Origin of the sequence: Frigoribacterium sp. SL97 (assembly GCF_026625765.1) — a bacterium.
Taxonomy (GTDB): Bacteria; Actinomycetota; Actinomycetes; order Actinomycetales; family Microbacteriaceae; genus Frigoribacterium.
In genome coordinates this window covers 2,987,862-3,002,890 of record NZ_CP113062.1, presented here as the reverse complement: position 1 = coordinate 3,002,890, position 15,029 = coordinate 2,987,862, and the positions used below count along the sequence as shown (strand labels likewise).

The window sequence follows — 15,029 nt, the reverse complement described above, 5'->3', positions numbered from 1 at the left end:
AAGCCGAAATGGTCCTTTGGGAGTACACGACGACGCCCCTGCTGGTGCACAACAGCACGGCGATCCTCAACAACTGGGGCTCCGACGGATGGGAACTCGTCCAGGTGACCCAGGGGCCCGAGGGTGGTCCCGTCGCGTGGCTGAAGCGCCCTCGGCAGGACGCCTGATGACGACGGTCGACGAGCGCCTGGCCGAGCTCGGTCTCGTCCTCCCTCCCGTCGCGGCACCCGCGGGCTCGTACGTCCCTGCCCTCCGCACGGGGTCGCTCGTCTACACGGCGGGGCAGCTGCCGTTCGTCGACGGTCGGCTGCCGACCACGGGCAAGGTGGGTGACGGTCACGGGCTGGTCGAGCCCGCCGACGCGCAGGCGCTGGCCGCGACCTGCGTGCTGAACGCCCTGGCCGCCGCGGCGACGGTGCTCGACTCGCTCGACGACGTCCTCCGCGTCGTCAAGCTGACCGGTTTCGTCGCCTCCGATCCCGGCTTCTCCGGCCAGCCCGGGGTGATCAACGGCGCGTCCGACCTCCTGGGCCAGATCTTCGGCGAGGCCGGGCGTCACGCCCGGAGCGCCGTCGGGGTCGCGGTGCTGCCGCTCGACTCGCCGGTCGAGGTCGAACTCGTCCTCGAGGTCCGCTGACGCGCCTCCTCGTCCGGTCGTGACGACGGCCCCTCCTCTCGACGAGGAGGGGCCGTCGTCGCGCCGGGGTCAGCGCATCTCGGCGGTGATCACCGACATGACCGACGTGTCCGCCAGCGTGGTCGTGTCGCCGACCTCGCGGCCCTCCGCCACGTCCCTCAGCAGGCGGCGCATGATCTTGCCCGAGCGCGTCTTCGGCAGCTCGTCGACGAGCACCACGGTGCGCGGTCGCGCGATCGCGCCGATCTGGTGGGCGACGTGCGCGCGCAGGGTGGCCACCGCCTCCTCGGGGGTCTGCGTCGTCCTCGCCTTGTTCCGCAGGATGACGAAGGCGACCACCGCCTGACCGGTGGTCTCGTCGGCGGCACCGACGACCGCCGACTCGGCGACGATCGGGTGCGACACGAGGGCCGACTCGATCTCGGCGGTCGACAGACGGTGACCCGAGACGTTCATCACGTCGTCGACCCGGCCGAGCAGCCAGATGTCGCCGTCCTCGTCGCGGCGGGCACCGTCGCCGGCGAAGTAGCGGTCGCCGAAGCGGCTCCAGTACGTCTCGACGTAGCGGTCGGGGTCACCCCAGATGCCTCGCAGCATCGACGGCCACGGCTCGGACACGACCAGGAGGCCGCTCTCGCCGTTCGCCACCGGGGTGCCGTGGTCGTCGACCACGTCGACCGAGATGCCCGGCAGGGGGGTCTGGGCCGATCCGGGCTTGGTGGTGGTGACACCCGGCAGCGCCGAGATCATCTGCGCACCCGTCTCGGTCTGCCACCACGTGTCGACGATGGGCGTCCGGCCGGCACCGATCACCTCGCGGAACCACAGCCAGGCCTCCGGGTTGATGGGCTCGCCGACCGACCCCAGGAGGCGCAGGGACGTCAGGTCGCGGGCCGCCGGGATCTCCCTCCCGGACTTCATGAAGCCCCGGATGGCCGTCGGCGCGGTGTAGAAGATCGTCACCCCGTACTTCTCGACGAGGTCCCACCAGCGGCCCGGTGCGGGGAAGTCGGGGGTGCCCTCGTAGAGCACCTGCGTCGCACCGTTGGCGAGCGGGCCGTAGACGACGTAGCTGTGCCCGGTGATCCACCCGACGTCCGCCGTGCACCAGTAGACGTCGGTCTCGGGGTGCAGGTCGAAGACGACGGAGTGGCTGTAGGCGACCTGCGTGAGGTAGCCCCCGGAGGTGTGCAGGATGCCCTTGGGCTTCCCGGTCGTGCCGCTCGTGTACAGGATGAAGAGCGGGTGCTCGGCCTCGAACGGTTCGGCGACGTGTTCGGCGTCCACGGTCTCGATCGCGTCGTGCCACCAGACGTCGCGTCCGTCGGTCCAGTCGACGTCGTTGCCGCCTCGTCGCACGACGAGGACGTGCTCGACCGTCGAGTCGCCGTCCACCGCCAGGGCCTCGTCCACGGCGGCCTTGAGCGGGGAGACCGCTCCCTTGCGCCAGCCTCCGTCCGCCGTGACGACCAGGCGAGCACCGGCGTCGTCGATGCGCGCGCGCAGGCTCTCGGCACTGAAACCGCCGAAGACGACCGAGTGGACCGCTCCGATCCGGGCCACGGCGAGCATGGTCACCACAGCCTCCGGGATCTGCGGGAGGTAGACGACGACGCGGTCGCCCGCCTGCACGCCGAGTGACAGCAGCAGGTTCGCCGCGCGCTTGACGTCGTCGGTCAGCTCGGCGTAGGTCACCGAGCGGGCGTCGCCGGGCTCGCCCTCCCAGTGCAGCGCGACGCGATCCCCGTGCCCTGCCTCGACGTGACGATCCAGGCAGTTGTAGGCGACGTTCAGCGTGCCGTCGGCGAACCACCGGGCGAAGGGCGCGTCCGTCCAGTCGAGCGTCTCGGTCGGGACCCGGTCCCACGTGAGCCGCTCACGGGCCTGGTCACCCCAGAAGGCGAGCCGGTCGGCGGCGGCTCGTCCGGCGAGGTCCGAGCCGACGACGGCCGTCCGGACGAAGTCGGCAGGCGGAGCGAAGGTGCGTCCTTCGGTGGGCTGGTCGTCGGTGCCGTCGAGCATCGGAAGTCCTCTCGCGTCGTTGCGTGAACCGCGGCTCGGAGCCGCGCCGACGACCTTACTCCGGAGGTCCCACCGGGCAAGGGCGGGCCGCGCGCGCGTGGCGGCCGGACGACGTGGTGTTCCGGAGCCGACCTGGGGTACACTTGGCGAGTCGGATTCAATTCCGACGTGCGTCGTGCTGATTCCCCCCAATCGCCCGGCGCACGTGGCGGCACCGGTTCCCCCCAACCGGTGCCGCCCCTCTCTTTTAACCCGGCGGTCGCCCGGGTGGGTGCTCGGCTCGTCCCCAAGGGCGTTCATCGACGATCCGTCCCCACGGTGCTCTACCGATCTGTCTGTGCCGACCGGGCGCTCCTTACGGTCGGGACCATGTCCTCCGCGCCTCAGCTCGACAACGCCGGTCACCCGTCCCTCACCCTCCGTCACCCTCCGTCCCGCTTCACCCTGCCTCCCGTTCCGGCGCTCGGCCTGGACCGGGGTACAGACGCTCGATTCGGGGTACAAGGGCGCCTTGCGCGACCCGAGCGTTCCGCATTCGGGCCCCTGGGGCGCCTCCTCGACGACCCGGCCGTCACCGACGTCTTCGTGACCGGCGGCGTGGGCGTCTGGGTCGATCGCGGCGACGGGGCCGAGCCCGAGACGAGCATCCATCTCTCCGAGGCCTCGGCTCGGCAGGTCGCGGTGCGCCTGGTCTCGCTCGGGGGACGCCACGTCGACGAGTCGAGCCCGTGCGTCGACGTGCGCCTGGGCGACGGTCTCCGGGTCCACGTCGTCCTGCCTCCGCTGGCGGTCGCGGGGACGGCGCTCTCGATCCGGGTGCCCCGGGTCGAGTCGATGTCGCTCCTCGACCTCGATCGTCGGGGGTTCTTCCCCGCGGGGGCCCTCGAGGCGGTGATCAGCTGCGTGGAGCGCCGTGCCAACGTCCTGGTCAGCGGGTCGGGCGGGGCCGGGAAGACCACGTTCCTCGCCGCACTGTTGTCCGAGGCTCCCGTCTCCGACCGCATCGTCACCATCGAGGACGTCGCCGAGTTGCGGCCACGCCATCCGCACGTCGTGGCGCTCGAGACGCGGCAGCCCAATCTCGAGGGAGCGGGTGGAGTCGACCTGTCCCGTCTCGTCCGCGAGGCGCTGCGGATGCGACCCGACCGTCTCGTCGTGGGCGAGGTCCGCGGGCCGGAGATCCGCGACCTGCTCTCGGCCCTGAACACCGGGCACGACGGAGGCGCGGGCACGGTCCACGCCAACGGTCTGGACGACGTCCCCGCCCGACTCGAGGCTCTCGGGGCACTCGCCGGGCTCGGGGTGGACGCGCTCGCCCGGCAGGCCGTCAGCGCGATCGACGCCGTGTTCCACCTCGAGCGACGCGACGGTCGTCGGAGGCTGGCCGAGATCGGCCATCTCGCGGTGACGCCCGAGGGGCGCCTGGTCGCGCGGACGGGGTCACGGGGGTGACCGGTGGTCCGGGCCGTCGTCCCGGGAGTCCGGGCCCCGGGCGCCGGAGGACGCGGCGGTCACGACTCACGCCGGCCGCCGTCCTGGTCGAACGCCTCGCCGTCCTCATCGGTGCAGGGGTCGCGCCCGCGAGGGCCTGGGGCCACGTCGGCGCGGTCGAACCCCCGGGCGTCATCCGACGGCTCGCCGAGGCGGTCGCGCTCGACGGCGGCGACGGCGTCGCGGTGTCGACGAGCCTCGTGTCCTGGCTCGACACCCGACCCTTCGAGGGCGCCCAGGACCCCGACGGGCACGACCGCACGTGGAGGCAGGTCGCCTGCGCCTGGCGCGTGGCCGAGACGAGCGGGGCCCCGATGGCCGATTGCCTCCACTCCCTCGTGTCGGCGCTCCGGTCGGCCGACGAGGCGCGCCGTGACGTCCAGGTCGCCCTGAGCGGGCCACGGGCGACCGCGAACGTGGTCCTCGCCCTCCCGCCGGTGGGCCTCCTCTTCTCCCTGGGGCTGGGCTTCGACACCGGTGCGGTGCTCGTCGGCACCCCGATCGGTTGGGCGTGCGTCGGCGTCGCCGGCGGACTCGTGATGGTCGCCCGTCGGTGGAACGCCCGACTCGTGCGGGGCGCCCTCCCGTCGTCGAGGGTGCCGGGCCTGCGCCCCGAACTCCTCGCCGTGGCGTTGTCCGGGGGAGCCTCGTGGTCGTCCGGCCTCGCCACCGTCGACGAGGCGATCGTCTCGTGCGGGATCGAGGCCGCGGTCACCGAGCCACCAGGAGGCGCGGGCCCGGTCGGCGAGTCCGCCGACCGGGTCGAGCGGCGTCGGTGCGAGGCGGTCCTCGACCTGTCCCGTCGTGCGGGGGCACCGGCGGGGTTGCTCCTGCGGTCCGAGGCCCGCGAGTTGCGGCTGGAGGCCCGGACGGCCGCCCAGGCCGCCGCGGGCCGCCTCGGCGTCACCCTGATGCTGCCGCTCGGCGTGTGCATCCTGCCGGCGTTCCTGGTCATCGGGGTCGTGCCGCTGGTCGTCTCGCTCGTGTCGTCCACAGCGGGTTCCTGGTGATCGGTCGTCCCCAGCACGGTGCGACGTCTGCAGGCCGTCCGCGGAATGCCGCCAGGCTCGGAACGTCACCGATGAGGTGCCGACACCCACGAGAGGAACATCATGACCGTTGCCGAGACCCCGTCGCCCGCCGTCCCCACGTCAGGCCCTCCGTCCCCAGCTCGCCGTGCCTCCCCGGCCGGCCGCCTCGCCCCGTTCGGCCGCCTCGCCTCGGTCGCGCGTCGCGTCGCCCGGGCCGACGACGGTGCCGCCACGGCCGAGTACGCCATCGTGATCATGGCCGCGGTGGGCTTCGCCGGCCTGCTCGTCACGATCATGAGGTCGGACGAGGTCCGGAGCATCCTCTCCGACCTGGTCCGGTCCGCCCTGTCGGTCGGGTGATCGCCGTGACGACCGGGGTCCGTGCGCGCCTCGTCCGTCTCCTCCGTCGAGTGGACGACGAGAGGGGAAGCGCGACGGTCGAGTTCGCGATGACGATGCCCGCCCTGATCCTGGTCGTCTCGTTCGTCGCGGCGAGCCTGGGCGTGACCTCGCAGTCGGTCCGCCTCGCCGACGCCGCCGCCGTGGTCGCCCGGCAGACCGCCCGGGGCGACCGTGGTTCGGTGGGCTCGACCCTCGCCCGACTCGCGCCGGGCGCGGCGGTGTCCGAGTCCGTCACCGCCGACCTCGTCTGCGTCGACCTCCGCCGGCAGGTACGGCTCGGTCTCGTCGGCGAGGTCGTGTTGGCCTCCCGCAGCTGCGCACCGCGGGCCGGGGGATGACCGTCCGCCAGCTCCTCGGGAGCGACCGCGGCAGCTCGAGCGTGCTGGCGGCCGGCGGGCTCGTGACGATCACCGTCCTCGCCGTCGCTCTCGTCGGATCGCACTCGGCCCTCGCGGTCCGGTCGCGCACGGCCGGGGCGGCCGACGCGTCGGCGCTCGCCGCAGCCGACGCCCTGTCGGGGGCCGTCGTCGGTGCCGCCTGCGACCGCGCCGCCGCGACCGCCGAGGCGAACGGCGTCTCCCTCTCGGCCTGCGTCGTCGCGGGTGCGGAGGTCACGGTGGAGGTCTCGACGACCTTCGGTCCCCTCGACGTCGGGGCCCGGGCGACCGCCGGTCCGCCGCCCGCGACGGCCCCGTCCCGGGGTGGCGGCCCGTGAAGGGGGCCCGGGCGTCGGGTGTGTATGGTGTGGCTGTCGGCTGCACGGCTCCCGACGTTCCTCGGGGTCGGTGGGAGCGATCGAGCACCCCGTCCTCGCCCTGCAGCCCCTCGCCCGGTCCGTCGGACCGGGTCGCCGCACCACCACCCAAGGAGTCCCGTGCCAGGCACGAAGAAACTGGTCATCGTCGAGTCGCCCGCCAAGGCCAAGACGATCGGGCAGTACCTCGGCGACGGATACGAGGTGCTGGCCTCCGTCGGTCACATCCGCGACCTCGTCGAGCCCAAGAACCTCCCGGCTGAGCTGAAGAAGGGGTCGATGGGCAAGTTCTCCGTCGACGTCGAGAACGGCTTCGAGCCCTACTACGTCGTCTCGGACGCCAAGAAGAAGACGGTCTCCGACCTCAAGCGCGCGCTGAAGAACGCCGACGAGCTCTACCTCGCGACAGACGAGGACCGCGAGGGCGAGGCCATCGCGTGGCACCTCCTGCAAGAGCTCAAGCCCAAGGTGCCGGTCAAGCGCATGGTCTTCCACGAGATCACGAAGGACGCCATCCAGAAGGCGCAGGAGAACACCCGCGACCTCGACACCGCCCTGGTCGATGCGCAAGAGACCCGTCGCATCCTCGACCGCCTCTACGGCTACGAGGTCTCGCCCGTGCTGTGGCGCAAGGTCGGCCCCGGTCTCTCGGCCGGGCGCGTACAGTCGGCGGCGACCCGTCTCGTCGTCGACCGCGAGCGTGAACGCCTCGCCTTCGTCTCCGCCTCCTACTGGGACCTCACCGCGACCTTCGAGCCCGTCGCGGCCGAGGGGGAGTCGAAGGTCGCCTTCGGGTCACGCCTCGTCCGCGTCAACGGAGGACGCGTGGCCGCGGGGCGCGACTTCGACGACCGGGGCCGCTTGAAGAACGATGCCGTCGCGCTCGACGAGGCGGCCTCGCGGGCGCTCGCCGAGGCGCTGGGTTCGTCGGACGTCGAGATCGTCGTCGGCTCGGTGGACTCGAAGCCCTACACCCGCCGACCGGCGGCTCCCTTCACGACGTCGACCCTCCAACAGGAGGCAGCGCGCAAACTGCGCTTCTCGGCCCGACAGACCATGAGCGTCGCGCAGTCGCTCTACGAGAACGGCCACATCACCTACATGCGCACCGACTCGCCGGCGCTGTCGCAGCAGGCGATCGGTGCGGCGCGCAGCCAGGCGGCCAAGCTCTACGGGTCCGACACCGTCCCCGACAAGCCCCGGCTGTACACGGGCAAGAGCAAGAACGCCCAGGAGGCGCACGAGGCCATCCGTCCGTCGGGCGACACCTTCAAGACGCCGTCCGAGATGCAGAACGTCCTGCGGGGCAACGACTGGAAGCTCTACGACCTCATCTGGAAGCGCACGGTCGCCTCGCAGATGGCGGACGCCAAGGGCTCGACCGCCTCGGTCGTCGTCTCGGCGACGACCTCGGGGCTCGTCGAGGGCATCGCGCCCCGCGCCGCCGCCGGGACGCTCGCCGAGTTCGCCGCGTCCGGCACGGTGATCACCTTCCGCGGGTTCCTCAACGCCTACGAAGAGGGGCGTGACGAGGACCGCCACGGAGCAGCCGAGCCGGCCGAGGCCAAACTGCCCCCGCTGACCGCCGGTCAGGCGCTCGGCCTCGACGAGGTCGAGGCGAAGGGCCACGACACGTCGGCACCGCCGCGCTACACCGAGGCGAGCCTCGTCAAGACCCTGGAAGAGCTCGGCATCGGACGCCCCTCGACCTACGCCGCCATCATGTCGACCATCGTCGACCGTGGCTACGTCACCCCTCGCGGAACGGCCCTCGTCCCGAACTGGATCGCCTTCTCGGTGGTCCGTCTGCTCGAGGACTACTTCGCCGACCTGGTCGAGTACGACTTCACGGCCAGCATGGAGGACGACCTCGACCTCATCGCCGGTGGTGACGCCGACCGCGTGGACTGGTTGAACGGCTTCTACTTCGGCAACGAGTCGCACCGTGGTCTCCGCAAGGTCATCGACAACCTGGGCGAGATCGACGCGCGCGACATCAACTCCATCGTGCTCGCCGACGGCGTGACCCTGCGCATCGGTCGCTACGGCCCCTACCTCGAGGCGCCGGGCGACGACCCCGAGACGCCCCGTCGGGTCAACGTGCCCGAGGACCTCGCTCCCGACGAGTTGACGGCCGAGAAGGCACGCGAGCTCATCGACGCCCCCGTCGTCGGCGACCGCGTACTGGGTCTGAACCCCGAGACGGGCAAGGAGGTCATCGCGAAGGACGGCCGCTTCGGCCCGTACGTGACCGAACGGACCCCCGAGTCGGCGACCGACGAGATCACGGCCGACCCGGCGACGGGAGAGGTGACCGAGCCGTCGTCCGCCGCCGCCGCCGCGACCACGACCGGGGCCAAGAAGGCTCCGGCGAAGAAGGCCCCCGCCAAGAAGACCGCCGCTCCGAAAGAACGCACGGCGTCGCTCTTCAAGAGCATGGGCGTCGACACGGTCGACCTCGACACGGCGCTGCGGCTGCTCGACCTGCCCCGGACCGTCGGCACCGACCCCGAGAGCGGCGTCGAGATCCAGGCGCAGAACGGGCGCTACGGCCCCTACCTCAAGAAGGGCACCGACACCCGGTCGTTGACGAGCGAGGACCAGATCTTCGAGATCGACCTGCCCGGGGCGCTCGAGCTCTACGCCCAGCCGAAGTACGGTGCCCGCAAGGCCAGCAGCGCCCTGAAGGAGTTCGAGGCCGATCCCGTGAGCGGCAAGCCCATCAAGGTGAAGGACGGCCGGTTCGGCCCGTACGTCACCGACGGCGAGACGAACGCGACCATCCCGCGGGGCGAGACGGTGGAAGAGGTCGACTTCGACCGCGCCGTCCAGCTGCTCGCCGACAAGCGGGCCAAGGGTCCGGCCAAACCCAAGGCGGCCGCCAAGAAGGCTCCGGCCAAGAAGGCACCCGCCAAGAAGGCCACCACGGCCAAGGCACCGGCCAAGAAGGCCACCACCGCGAAGACGGCCACCGCCAAGACGACCACCGCGGCGAAGAAGGCGCCGGCTGCGAAGACGCCGGCCCCGAAGGCCCCGGCGGCCGAGTGACCGGCGGGGTAGGCCCTCGAGTCGAGGGCGCACGCTGACCATGCCCCTCTGGGAACACCTCACGGGTCAGCCCGACGCCATCGAGGCGTTGACAGCGGCGGCTTCCACCCAGCCCGGCAACGCCTCGATGACCCATTCGTGGCTCATCACCGGCCCGCCCGGCTCGGGTCGCTCCAACCTCGCCTACGCCTTCGCGGCCGCGTTGCTCTCACGAGAGCCGGCCGACGAGGAGGCGACCCTCCGGCAGGTCGCCGCGAGGTCGCATCCCGACCTCGCGGTCCTCAGCACGGAACGCATCATCATCACGATCGACGAGGTCCGGTCCCTGGTCGCGGCGAGCCAGTTCTCGCCGTCGGTGGGTCGCTACCGGGTGGTCGTCATCGAGGACGCCGACCGCATGACCGAGCGGACCTCGAACCTCCTGCTCAAGGCGCTCGAGGAGCCGCCACCCCGGACGGTCTGGCTGCTGTGCGCCCCGAGCGAGGCCGACCTCATCCCGACGATCCGCTCCCGCGTCCGCAGCGTGCGCCTCCGCATGCCCGCCGTGGCCGACGTCGCCGCGCTCCTCGAGGACCGCGACGGGGTGGAGTCGGAGATCGCCCTCGTGGCGGCCCGGGAGGCCCAGAGCCACATCGGCATGGCGCGGCGCCTGGCGCTCGACTCCTCGGCGAGGTCGCGACGTCGTCAGACCCTCGAGACCGCCCTGGGCATCCGCAGCGTCTCGGACGCCGTCATCGCGGCGGCGACCCTGCTCGCGGTGGCGGGCGACGACGCCAAGGCGATCACGGAAGAGCGTGACGCCGAAGAACGGGCGAGCGCCCTGCGCTCCCTGGGCGTCGAGCCGGGTGGCACCGTGCCTCCGGCGTTGCGGAGCCAACTGCGCGCCCTCGAGGACGACCAGAAACGCCGAGCGACCCGGAGCCTCCGCGACGGGATCGATCGCATCATGGTCGACCTCCTCTCGCTGTACCGCGACGTCCTGCTGCTGCAGCTGGGCGTCGACGAGCAGCCCATCAACGAGGCCATCCGGGCACAGCTCGACGCCGCGGCGACCGCTTCCACCCCGGCCGCGACCCTGGCCGTCCTCGACGCGATCGCCCTGGCCCGCCGCCGCATCGAGGCCAACGTGTCGCCGGCCATGGCGCTCGAAGCCATGCTGGTGGTCGTCAGCCGTCACGCCACCCGCTGACCCGCGCCGGCGACACCGCCGCCGGCGGCACCGGCCCGGCGGCACCGGCGCGAGCGCCGGATCGGCGGGGGGCGTCCACCCCTTTCCCCGGCGGCATGAGCGATGATGGCCTGATGAGCGACCCGAACGCCGCCCCCGGTCTGCGCGAGCGCAAACGTCTGGCCACCCGACGAGCGATCCAGGTCGCCGTCCTCGACCTCATCGTCGAACACGGGCTCGACGCGGTGACGGTCGACATGGTCAGCCGCCGGGCCGACGTCTCGCCGCGCACCTTCTTCAACTACTTCCCCTCCAAGGAAGAAGCCGTCGTCGGTGATCCGCCCGCGCTGCCGGACGGTCGAGACCTCGAGCGGTTCGTGGCCCAACGCGACGAGCCCGTGCTGTCGAGCCTGATCCAGCTGCTGACGCACGCCGTCGAGTCGGCCACGGTGGATCGCGAACTGGTCGTCCTGCGCCGACGGGTGCTGCGGGCCCACCCCGACCTGCTGGCCCGTCGCATCGCGTCGACGCGCGTCTTCGAGGAGCGACTGACGACCGTCGTCGCGCAACGAATGGCGGCCGACGAGGGGGTGGCGGACGACGCCGTCGACGCCTCGTTGCTCAGCCGCGCGCACCTGGTGTCGCTCGTCAGCATCGCCACCCTCCGCCATGCCTGGGCCGAGTGGATCGACGACGACGACGTGGACCACCTCAGCGACATGCGGTACAGCCTGCGCGCCCGCATGGAGGCCAGCTTCGTCGAGCTCGGTCGCCTCGTGACGCGTGAGGTCCGCTGATCCTGTACAGTATCTAATCGTGCCGCGAGGCACGGGCAACCGGCCGAGGCCGGCCCCGCCGCTTTAGCTCAGTCGGTAGAGCGTCTCACTCGTAATGAGAAGGTCATCAGTTCGATTCTGATAAGCGGCTCCACCACAGCCCCGGGTCACCACGACCCGGGGCTGTTCTCGTCCGAGGGCGTGCCTCTCGAGGCCCCGGTCCCGGTCCCTCCGCCCCCAATAGTGGTGAGGGCGTCGTCGACTTGTACCCCGAACGGCCCCCGGGCGTCGTTCCGTCGCCCTACGGTCGATCTGCGACGACCACCTGATGCCGGAAGGAGATGGCCCGCATGCCTCTCCGAGTGATCTGCACCGCGCTGCTCGCCGCCGTCCTGGCGGGCATCCTCCTCGTCGTCTGGGCCGGAGGCGACTCCTCGGCCCTCGCGACGGCCGGCGTGGCCGACGGACCGACGACGGTGGTCCTCGCGAGCGGCGACCCCGCATCCGAGGCGGGCCCCACGACCGAGGACGCAGGAGGCGCGGGGTGCGTCGACGACGCCACCGGCGCCTCCGTCCCCTCGCCCGCGCAGCCCGGCGCCGATGCCGGGAGCGGCGCGACGGGTGCCCCCGACGCGGCGAGCGGCGCCACGGGCACGACCGCCGCCGACCTCGACGCGTTCCGGACGGCGTACGACGAGCGGCGACAGGCGGCGTGCCTCGGGCTGCTGCCGGCCGCGAACGTGCGGTACGACGCGTGCCTCGAGCAGTACCTCTTCTGGGTCGCCGGCGACCCGAGCCCCGATCCGTTGAGCGCTTGGGGGCACAAGGGCGAGGTGGTCCGCAGCGACGGGGTGCCCCCGGTCGGCTGCGACGGCAACCTCGCGGGCGGCACGTCGACCACGGGCGACGTCGCCGCCGCCAAGTGGTGGGCCTCGGCCCCGCACCGCGACGCCGTCTACCGACCGGACTTCCGCGGAGACCTCGCGCACGCCTGTGTCGGGTTCGCCGCCGTGCACGGGGGAGCACCGGACGACAGCCCGGACTTCGTCCGTTCGGCCAGTCGTTGGTACGCCTGCTGAACGAACCGCGGGACGGCGCCTCGACCCTCGCGGGCCTCCCCGTCGGCGGTGACTGGTAGACAGTCCGCATGACACTTCGATGGGGAATCCTCGGCGCCGGCGGCATCGCCGCCACCTTCACGTCCGACCTGCAGGGGGCGGGGTCGACCGTCTCCGCCGTCGGATCGCGAGACCTGGCCAAGGCACGCGAGTTCGCCGACCGTGCCGGGGTCCCGGGGGCTCACGGCAGCTACGACGACCTGGTCGCCGACCCCGAGGTCGACGTGGTCTACGTCGCCACCCCGCACCCGTTCCACGCCGAGAACGCCCTGCTGGCCATCGCTGCCGGCAAGCACGTCCTCGTCGAGAAGGCCTTCACCGTGAACGCCATCGAGGCCGAGCGGGTCCACGCGGCCGCTCGCGAGGCCGGCGTGGTCGTCCTCGAGGCGATGTGGACGCGGTACACGCCGCAGAGCGCGCGACTGCGCGAGGTCGTGCGCTCCGGGGTCATCGGCGAGGTGCGCCTCCTGACGGCCGTGCACGTCCAGTCGCTGCCCACCGATCCCCACCACCGCATCAACGACCCGGCCCTCGGCGGCGGGGCCCTGCTCGACCTCGGGGTGTACCCGGTGTCGTTCGCGGACGACCTGCTCGGGGCGCCCTCGACGGTCTCGGCCGCCGCCACGCTGAGCGACCAGGGCGTGGACGCCCGCGTCGCGATCCAGCTCGGTCACGAGTCGGGTGCGACGGCCCAGCTGTACGCCGCCCTCGACATCTCGGGGCGCAACACGGCGACGCTGCTCGGCACCGCCGGCCGCATCGACGTCGACGACACGTTCTACGCGCCCGGGGGCTTCACGGTGCGTGATCAGGACGACGCCGTGGTCGAACGCTACGAGGCCGACGAGAACGGGCTGAGGGGCATGCACCACCAGGCGCTCGAACTCGAACGGGTCGTGGCGGCGGGCGAGCGAGAGAGTCCGCTGCTGACAGCCGCCGACGTCGTGGGCGTCATGCGCACCATGGACGAGGTCCGCCGACAGATCGGCGTGCGGTACCCCTCCGAGGGATGACGTGGGCGCGAGGCTCCGTATGATGTCCTCGATGAGCGATCAGGGTGAGCCACGTCACGACCGTCCCGAGTCGACCACGGGGGGCGACGGCGTCGGCTCCGGCGACGCGGCCCGGTCCACGGGGGCGGGCGCCTCGGTGCGGCGTTGGGTCTCCTCGCGTCCGCGGGGGTCGTCGTGACGGCGGGCGTCCTCGCCTTCGCGCTGCTCGGCGGCGGCGCCGTGGCCGCCGGGGCCGCCACCGCGCCCGACGCCGGGACGGCACGGGCCGCCGCGTCGAGCCCCGAGCCGGCGGTCACGGTGACCCCGACCCCGACCCCCTCGGTCGACCCTGCCCGTTCGGTTCCCGCCGAGATCCCGGGTGCCACGCGCCTCCGGACCTGCTCGGTCACCGGGGCCGCGTCCGACGCCCGTCTCGCCCAGTTCGAGGGCAGCGTGGTCAACGCCGCCACGGGCGAGGTCCTCTTCGACCGCAACGGTTCGACCCCGGCTCGCACGGGCAGCGTGTTGAAGACCCTGACGAGCGCGGTCGCCCTGTCGGTCCTCGGGCCCGACGCGCGTCTCACGACCCGGGTGACCGGCGACGCCGGGACGGGTGCCGTGTCCCTGGTCGGCGGCGGTGACGCCACGCTCAGCGCCACCGGCTCGAGCGTGTACGCCGGGGCCCCCACGGTGGCCGACCTCGCGACCCAGGTGAAGGCGTCGCTCGGCGAGCAGCCCCTCACGCAGATCACGCTCGACGCCACCTTCTGGAACCCCTCCGACAAGTGGGACCCGTCCTGGAAGCGCACCGAGCAGACCATCGGGTACCACTCCGAGGTCACCGCGCTCATGGTCGACGGCGACCGGGCGAACCCTGCGGCCCAGACGAGTCCGCGCAGCACCGACCCCGTCGCCCGTGCCGGCGACGCCTTCCGCTCCGCGCTCGTCGCCGCGGGCGTCGTCGGCGCCGACTCCGCCACCATGACCCAGGGCGCCGCCACGAGCGGCACCGTGATCGCCCAGGTGTCGTCCCAGCCGGTCGGCCGCCTGATCTCGCAGCTGCTGCCGACCTCTGACAACACCCTCGCCGAGATGCTCGCTCGCGTCTCGTCGAAGGCGTCCGGTGCCGACGGGTCGGCCGCGTCGCTCACCGCCCTCTACAAGTCCGTGCTCTCGTCGACCTATGGTCTCGACACGTCCTCGCTCACGATCATCGACGGGTCCGGCCTGAGCGAGAACGACGCCGTGCCCTCGACCTTCGTCGCGCGCCTGATGATCCAGGTCCTGAACCGCGAGCACGGCCTCGGCGTCGTCTACGACGCGCTGCCGGTGTCGGGCAAGACGGGCACGCTCGCCTCCCGGTTCACAGGCGCGAACGCCGTGGCCCGTGGTGCCGTGCACGCCAAGACCGGCTGGATCGACACGGCCTACACCCTGGCCGGCACGGTGGACGCGGCGGACGGCACGAAGCTCACCTTCGCCTTCTACGCGATCGGCTCCGTGCAGGACGACGCGCGGGCCGCCCTCGACACCCTGACCACGGCCGTCTACAACTGCGGCGACAACCTGGCCAACGGCTGAGGCGTGCCG

The 15,029-nt window shown here is 72.4% G+C and carries 14 protein-coding genes and 1 tRNA gene; 14 read left to right on the top strand and 1 reads right to left on the bottom strand.

Translation table 11 applies throughout. The annotated features are described in order from the left end of the window. The first annotated feature begins 8 nt into the window (after positions 1–8). Together OVA02_RS14665 and OVA02_RS14660 are read left to right on the top strand one after the other, a co-directional pair. Positions 9–167, top strand: coding sequence for a hypothetical protein (locus OVA02_RS14665; RefSeq protein WP_167599048.1), 159 nt, complete (start codon positions 9–11; stop codon positions 165–167). Further along, the gene (locus tag OVA02_RS14660; protein WP_056046459.1) at positions 167–637 is read left to right on the top strand and encodes a RidA family protein; all 471 of its coding nucleotides are present in this window, start codon (positions 167–169) and stop codon (positions 635–637) included. Before OVA02_RS14665 ends, OVA02_RS14660 begins: the two co-directional genes overlap by 1 nt. Positions 638–706: 69 nt before the next feature. Here OVA02_RS14660 and acs read toward each other — a convergent pair whose 3' ends face one another. Beyond that, the gene (gene acs / locus OVA02_RS14655) at positions 707–2,659 is read right to left on the bottom strand and encodes an acetate--CoA ligase (RefSeq protein WP_267658733.1); all 1,953 of its coding nucleotides are present in this window, start codon (positions 2,657–2,659) and stop codon (positions 707–709) included. Positions 2,660–3,028: 369 nt separating this feature from the next. Here acs and OVA02_RS14650 point away from each other — a divergent pair, with 369 nt between their 5' ends. From OVA02_RS14650 to dacB, 12 genes are all read left to right on the top strand, one after another. Next, the gene (locus tag OVA02_RS14650; protein ID WP_267658732.1) at positions 3,029–4,111 is read left to right on the top strand and encodes a TadA family conjugal transfer-associated ATPase; all 1,083 of its coding nucleotides are present in this window, start codon (positions 3,029–3,031) and stop codon (positions 4,109–4,111) included. Next, the gene (locus tag OVA02_RS14645) at positions 4,108–5,160 is read left to right on the top strand and encodes a type II secretion system F family protein (protein WP_267658731.1); all 1,053 of its coding nucleotides are present in this window, start codon (positions 4,108–4,110) and stop codon (positions 5,158–5,160) included. Before OVA02_RS14650 ends, OVA02_RS14645 begins: the two co-directional genes overlap by 4 nt. A gap of 102 nt (positions 5,161–5,262) precedes the next feature. Next, entirely contained in the window at positions 5,263–5,541 is a 279-nt protein-coding gene (locus OVA02_RS14640; RefSeq protein WP_056046454.1) for a DUF4244 domain-containing protein, read from the top strand. A 5-nt stretch (positions 5,542–5,546) separates the two neighbouring features. Then, positions 5,547–5,921 (top strand): TadE family type IV pilus minor pilin, encoded by a 375-nt coding sequence (locus OVA02_RS14635; protein WP_267658730.1) that lies wholly within the window; start codon positions 5,547–5,549, stop codon positions 5,919–5,921. Continuing rightward, positions 5,918–6,298 carry an Rv3654c family TadE-like protein gene (locus tag OVA02_RS14630; RefSeq protein WP_123570478.1) on the top strand — a complete coding sequence of 127 codons (381 nt, stop codon included), beginning with the start codon at positions 5,918–5,920 and terminating at the stop codon, positions 6,296–6,298. The genes OVA02_RS14635 and OVA02_RS14630 overlap by 4 nt, the downstream gene beginning before the upstream one ends. A 159-nt stretch (positions 6,299–6,457) precedes the next feature. Next, a complete protein-coding gene (topA, locus tag OVA02_RS14625) occupies positions 6,458–9,385 on the top strand; it encodes a type I DNA topoisomerase (RefSeq protein WP_056046450.1) in 2,928 nt (975 codons plus the stop codon). 40 nt (positions 9,386–9,425) lie between these two features. After that, positions 9,426–10,574 carry a DNA polymerase III subunit delta' gene (locus tag OVA02_RS14620; RefSeq protein ID WP_200413110.1) on the top strand — a complete coding sequence of 383 codons (1,149 nt, stop codon included), beginning with the start codon at positions 9,426–9,428 and terminating at the stop codon, positions 10,572–10,574. 113 nt (positions 10,575–10,687) lie between these two features. After that, positions 10,688–11,350 carry a TetR/AcrR family transcriptional regulator gene (locus OVA02_RS14615; RefSeq protein WP_055971509.1) on the top strand — a complete coding sequence of 221 codons (663 nt, stop codon included), beginning with the start codon at positions 10,688–10,690 and terminating at the stop codon, positions 11,348–11,350. A 57-nt stretch (positions 11,351–11,407) separates the two neighbouring features. Then, positions 11,408–11,483 (top strand) — tRNA-Thr (locus tag OVA02_RS14610). A 196-nt stretch (positions 11,484–11,679) separates the two neighbouring features. Then, positions 11,680–12,408, top strand: a complete 729-nt coding sequence (locus tag OVA02_RS14605; RefSeq protein ID WP_157485346.1) for a hypothetical protein — start codon at positions 11,680–11,682, stop codon at positions 12,406–12,408. 68 nt (positions 12,409–12,476) lie between these two features. Then, the gene (locus tag OVA02_RS14600) at positions 12,477–13,460 is read left to right on the top strand and encodes a Gfo/Idh/MocA family protein (RefSeq protein ID WP_056046444.1); all 984 of its coding nucleotides are present in this window, start codon (positions 12,477–12,479) and stop codon (positions 13,458–13,460) included. A 144-nt stretch (positions 13,461–13,604) separates the two neighbouring features. Next, positions 13,605–15,020: a D-alanyl-D-alanine carboxypeptidase/D-alanyl-D-alanine-endopeptidase gene (dacB, locus tag OVA02_RS14595; RefSeq protein ID WP_267658729.1), complete on the top strand. Its 1,416-nt coding sequence runs from the start codon at positions 13,605–13,607 to the stop codon at positions 15,018–15,020. The last annotated feature ends 9 nt before the right edge of the window (positions 15,021–15,029 follow it).

Coding starts and splice junctions, on each gene's coding strand:
- OVA02_RS14660 (WP_056046459.1), top strand. CDS start 167: ATGACGACGGTCGACGAGCGCCTGGCCGAGCTCGGTCTCGTCCTCCCT.
- OVA02_RS14615 (WP_055971509.1), top strand. CDS start 10,688: ATGAGCGACCCGAACGCCGCCCCCGGTCTGCGCGAGCGCAAACGTCTG.
- OVA02_RS14640 (WP_056046454.1), top strand. CDS start 5,263: ATGACCGTTGCCGAGACCCCGTCGCCCGCCGTCCCCACGTCAGGCCCT.
- OVA02_RS14620 (WP_200413110.1), top strand. CDS start 9,426: ATGCCCCTCTGGGAACACCTCACGGGTCAGCCCGACGCCATCGAGGCG.
- OVA02_RS14605 (WP_157485346.1), top strand. CDS start 11,680: ATGCCTCTCCGAGTGATCTGCACCGCGCTGCTCGCCGCCGTCCTGGCG.
- OVA02_RS14630 (WP_123570478.1), top strand. CDS start 5,918: ATGACCGTCCGCCAGCTCCTCGGGAGCGACCGCGGCAGCTCGAGCGTG.
- OVA02_RS14665 (WP_167599048.1), top strand. CDS start 9: ATGGTCCTTTGGGAGTACACGACGACGCCCCTGCTGGTGCACAACAGC.
- OVA02_RS14600 (WP_056046444.1), top strand. CDS start 12,477: ATGACACTTCGATGGGGAATCCTCGGCGCCGGCGGCATCGCCGCCACC.
- OVA02_RS14650 (WP_267658732.1), top strand. CDS start 3,029: ATGTCCTCCGCGCCTCAGCTCGACAACGCCGGTCACCCGTCCCTCACC.
- acs (WP_267658733.1), bottom strand. CDS start 2,659: ATGCTCGACGGCACCGACGACCAGCCCACCGAAGGACGCACCTTCGCT.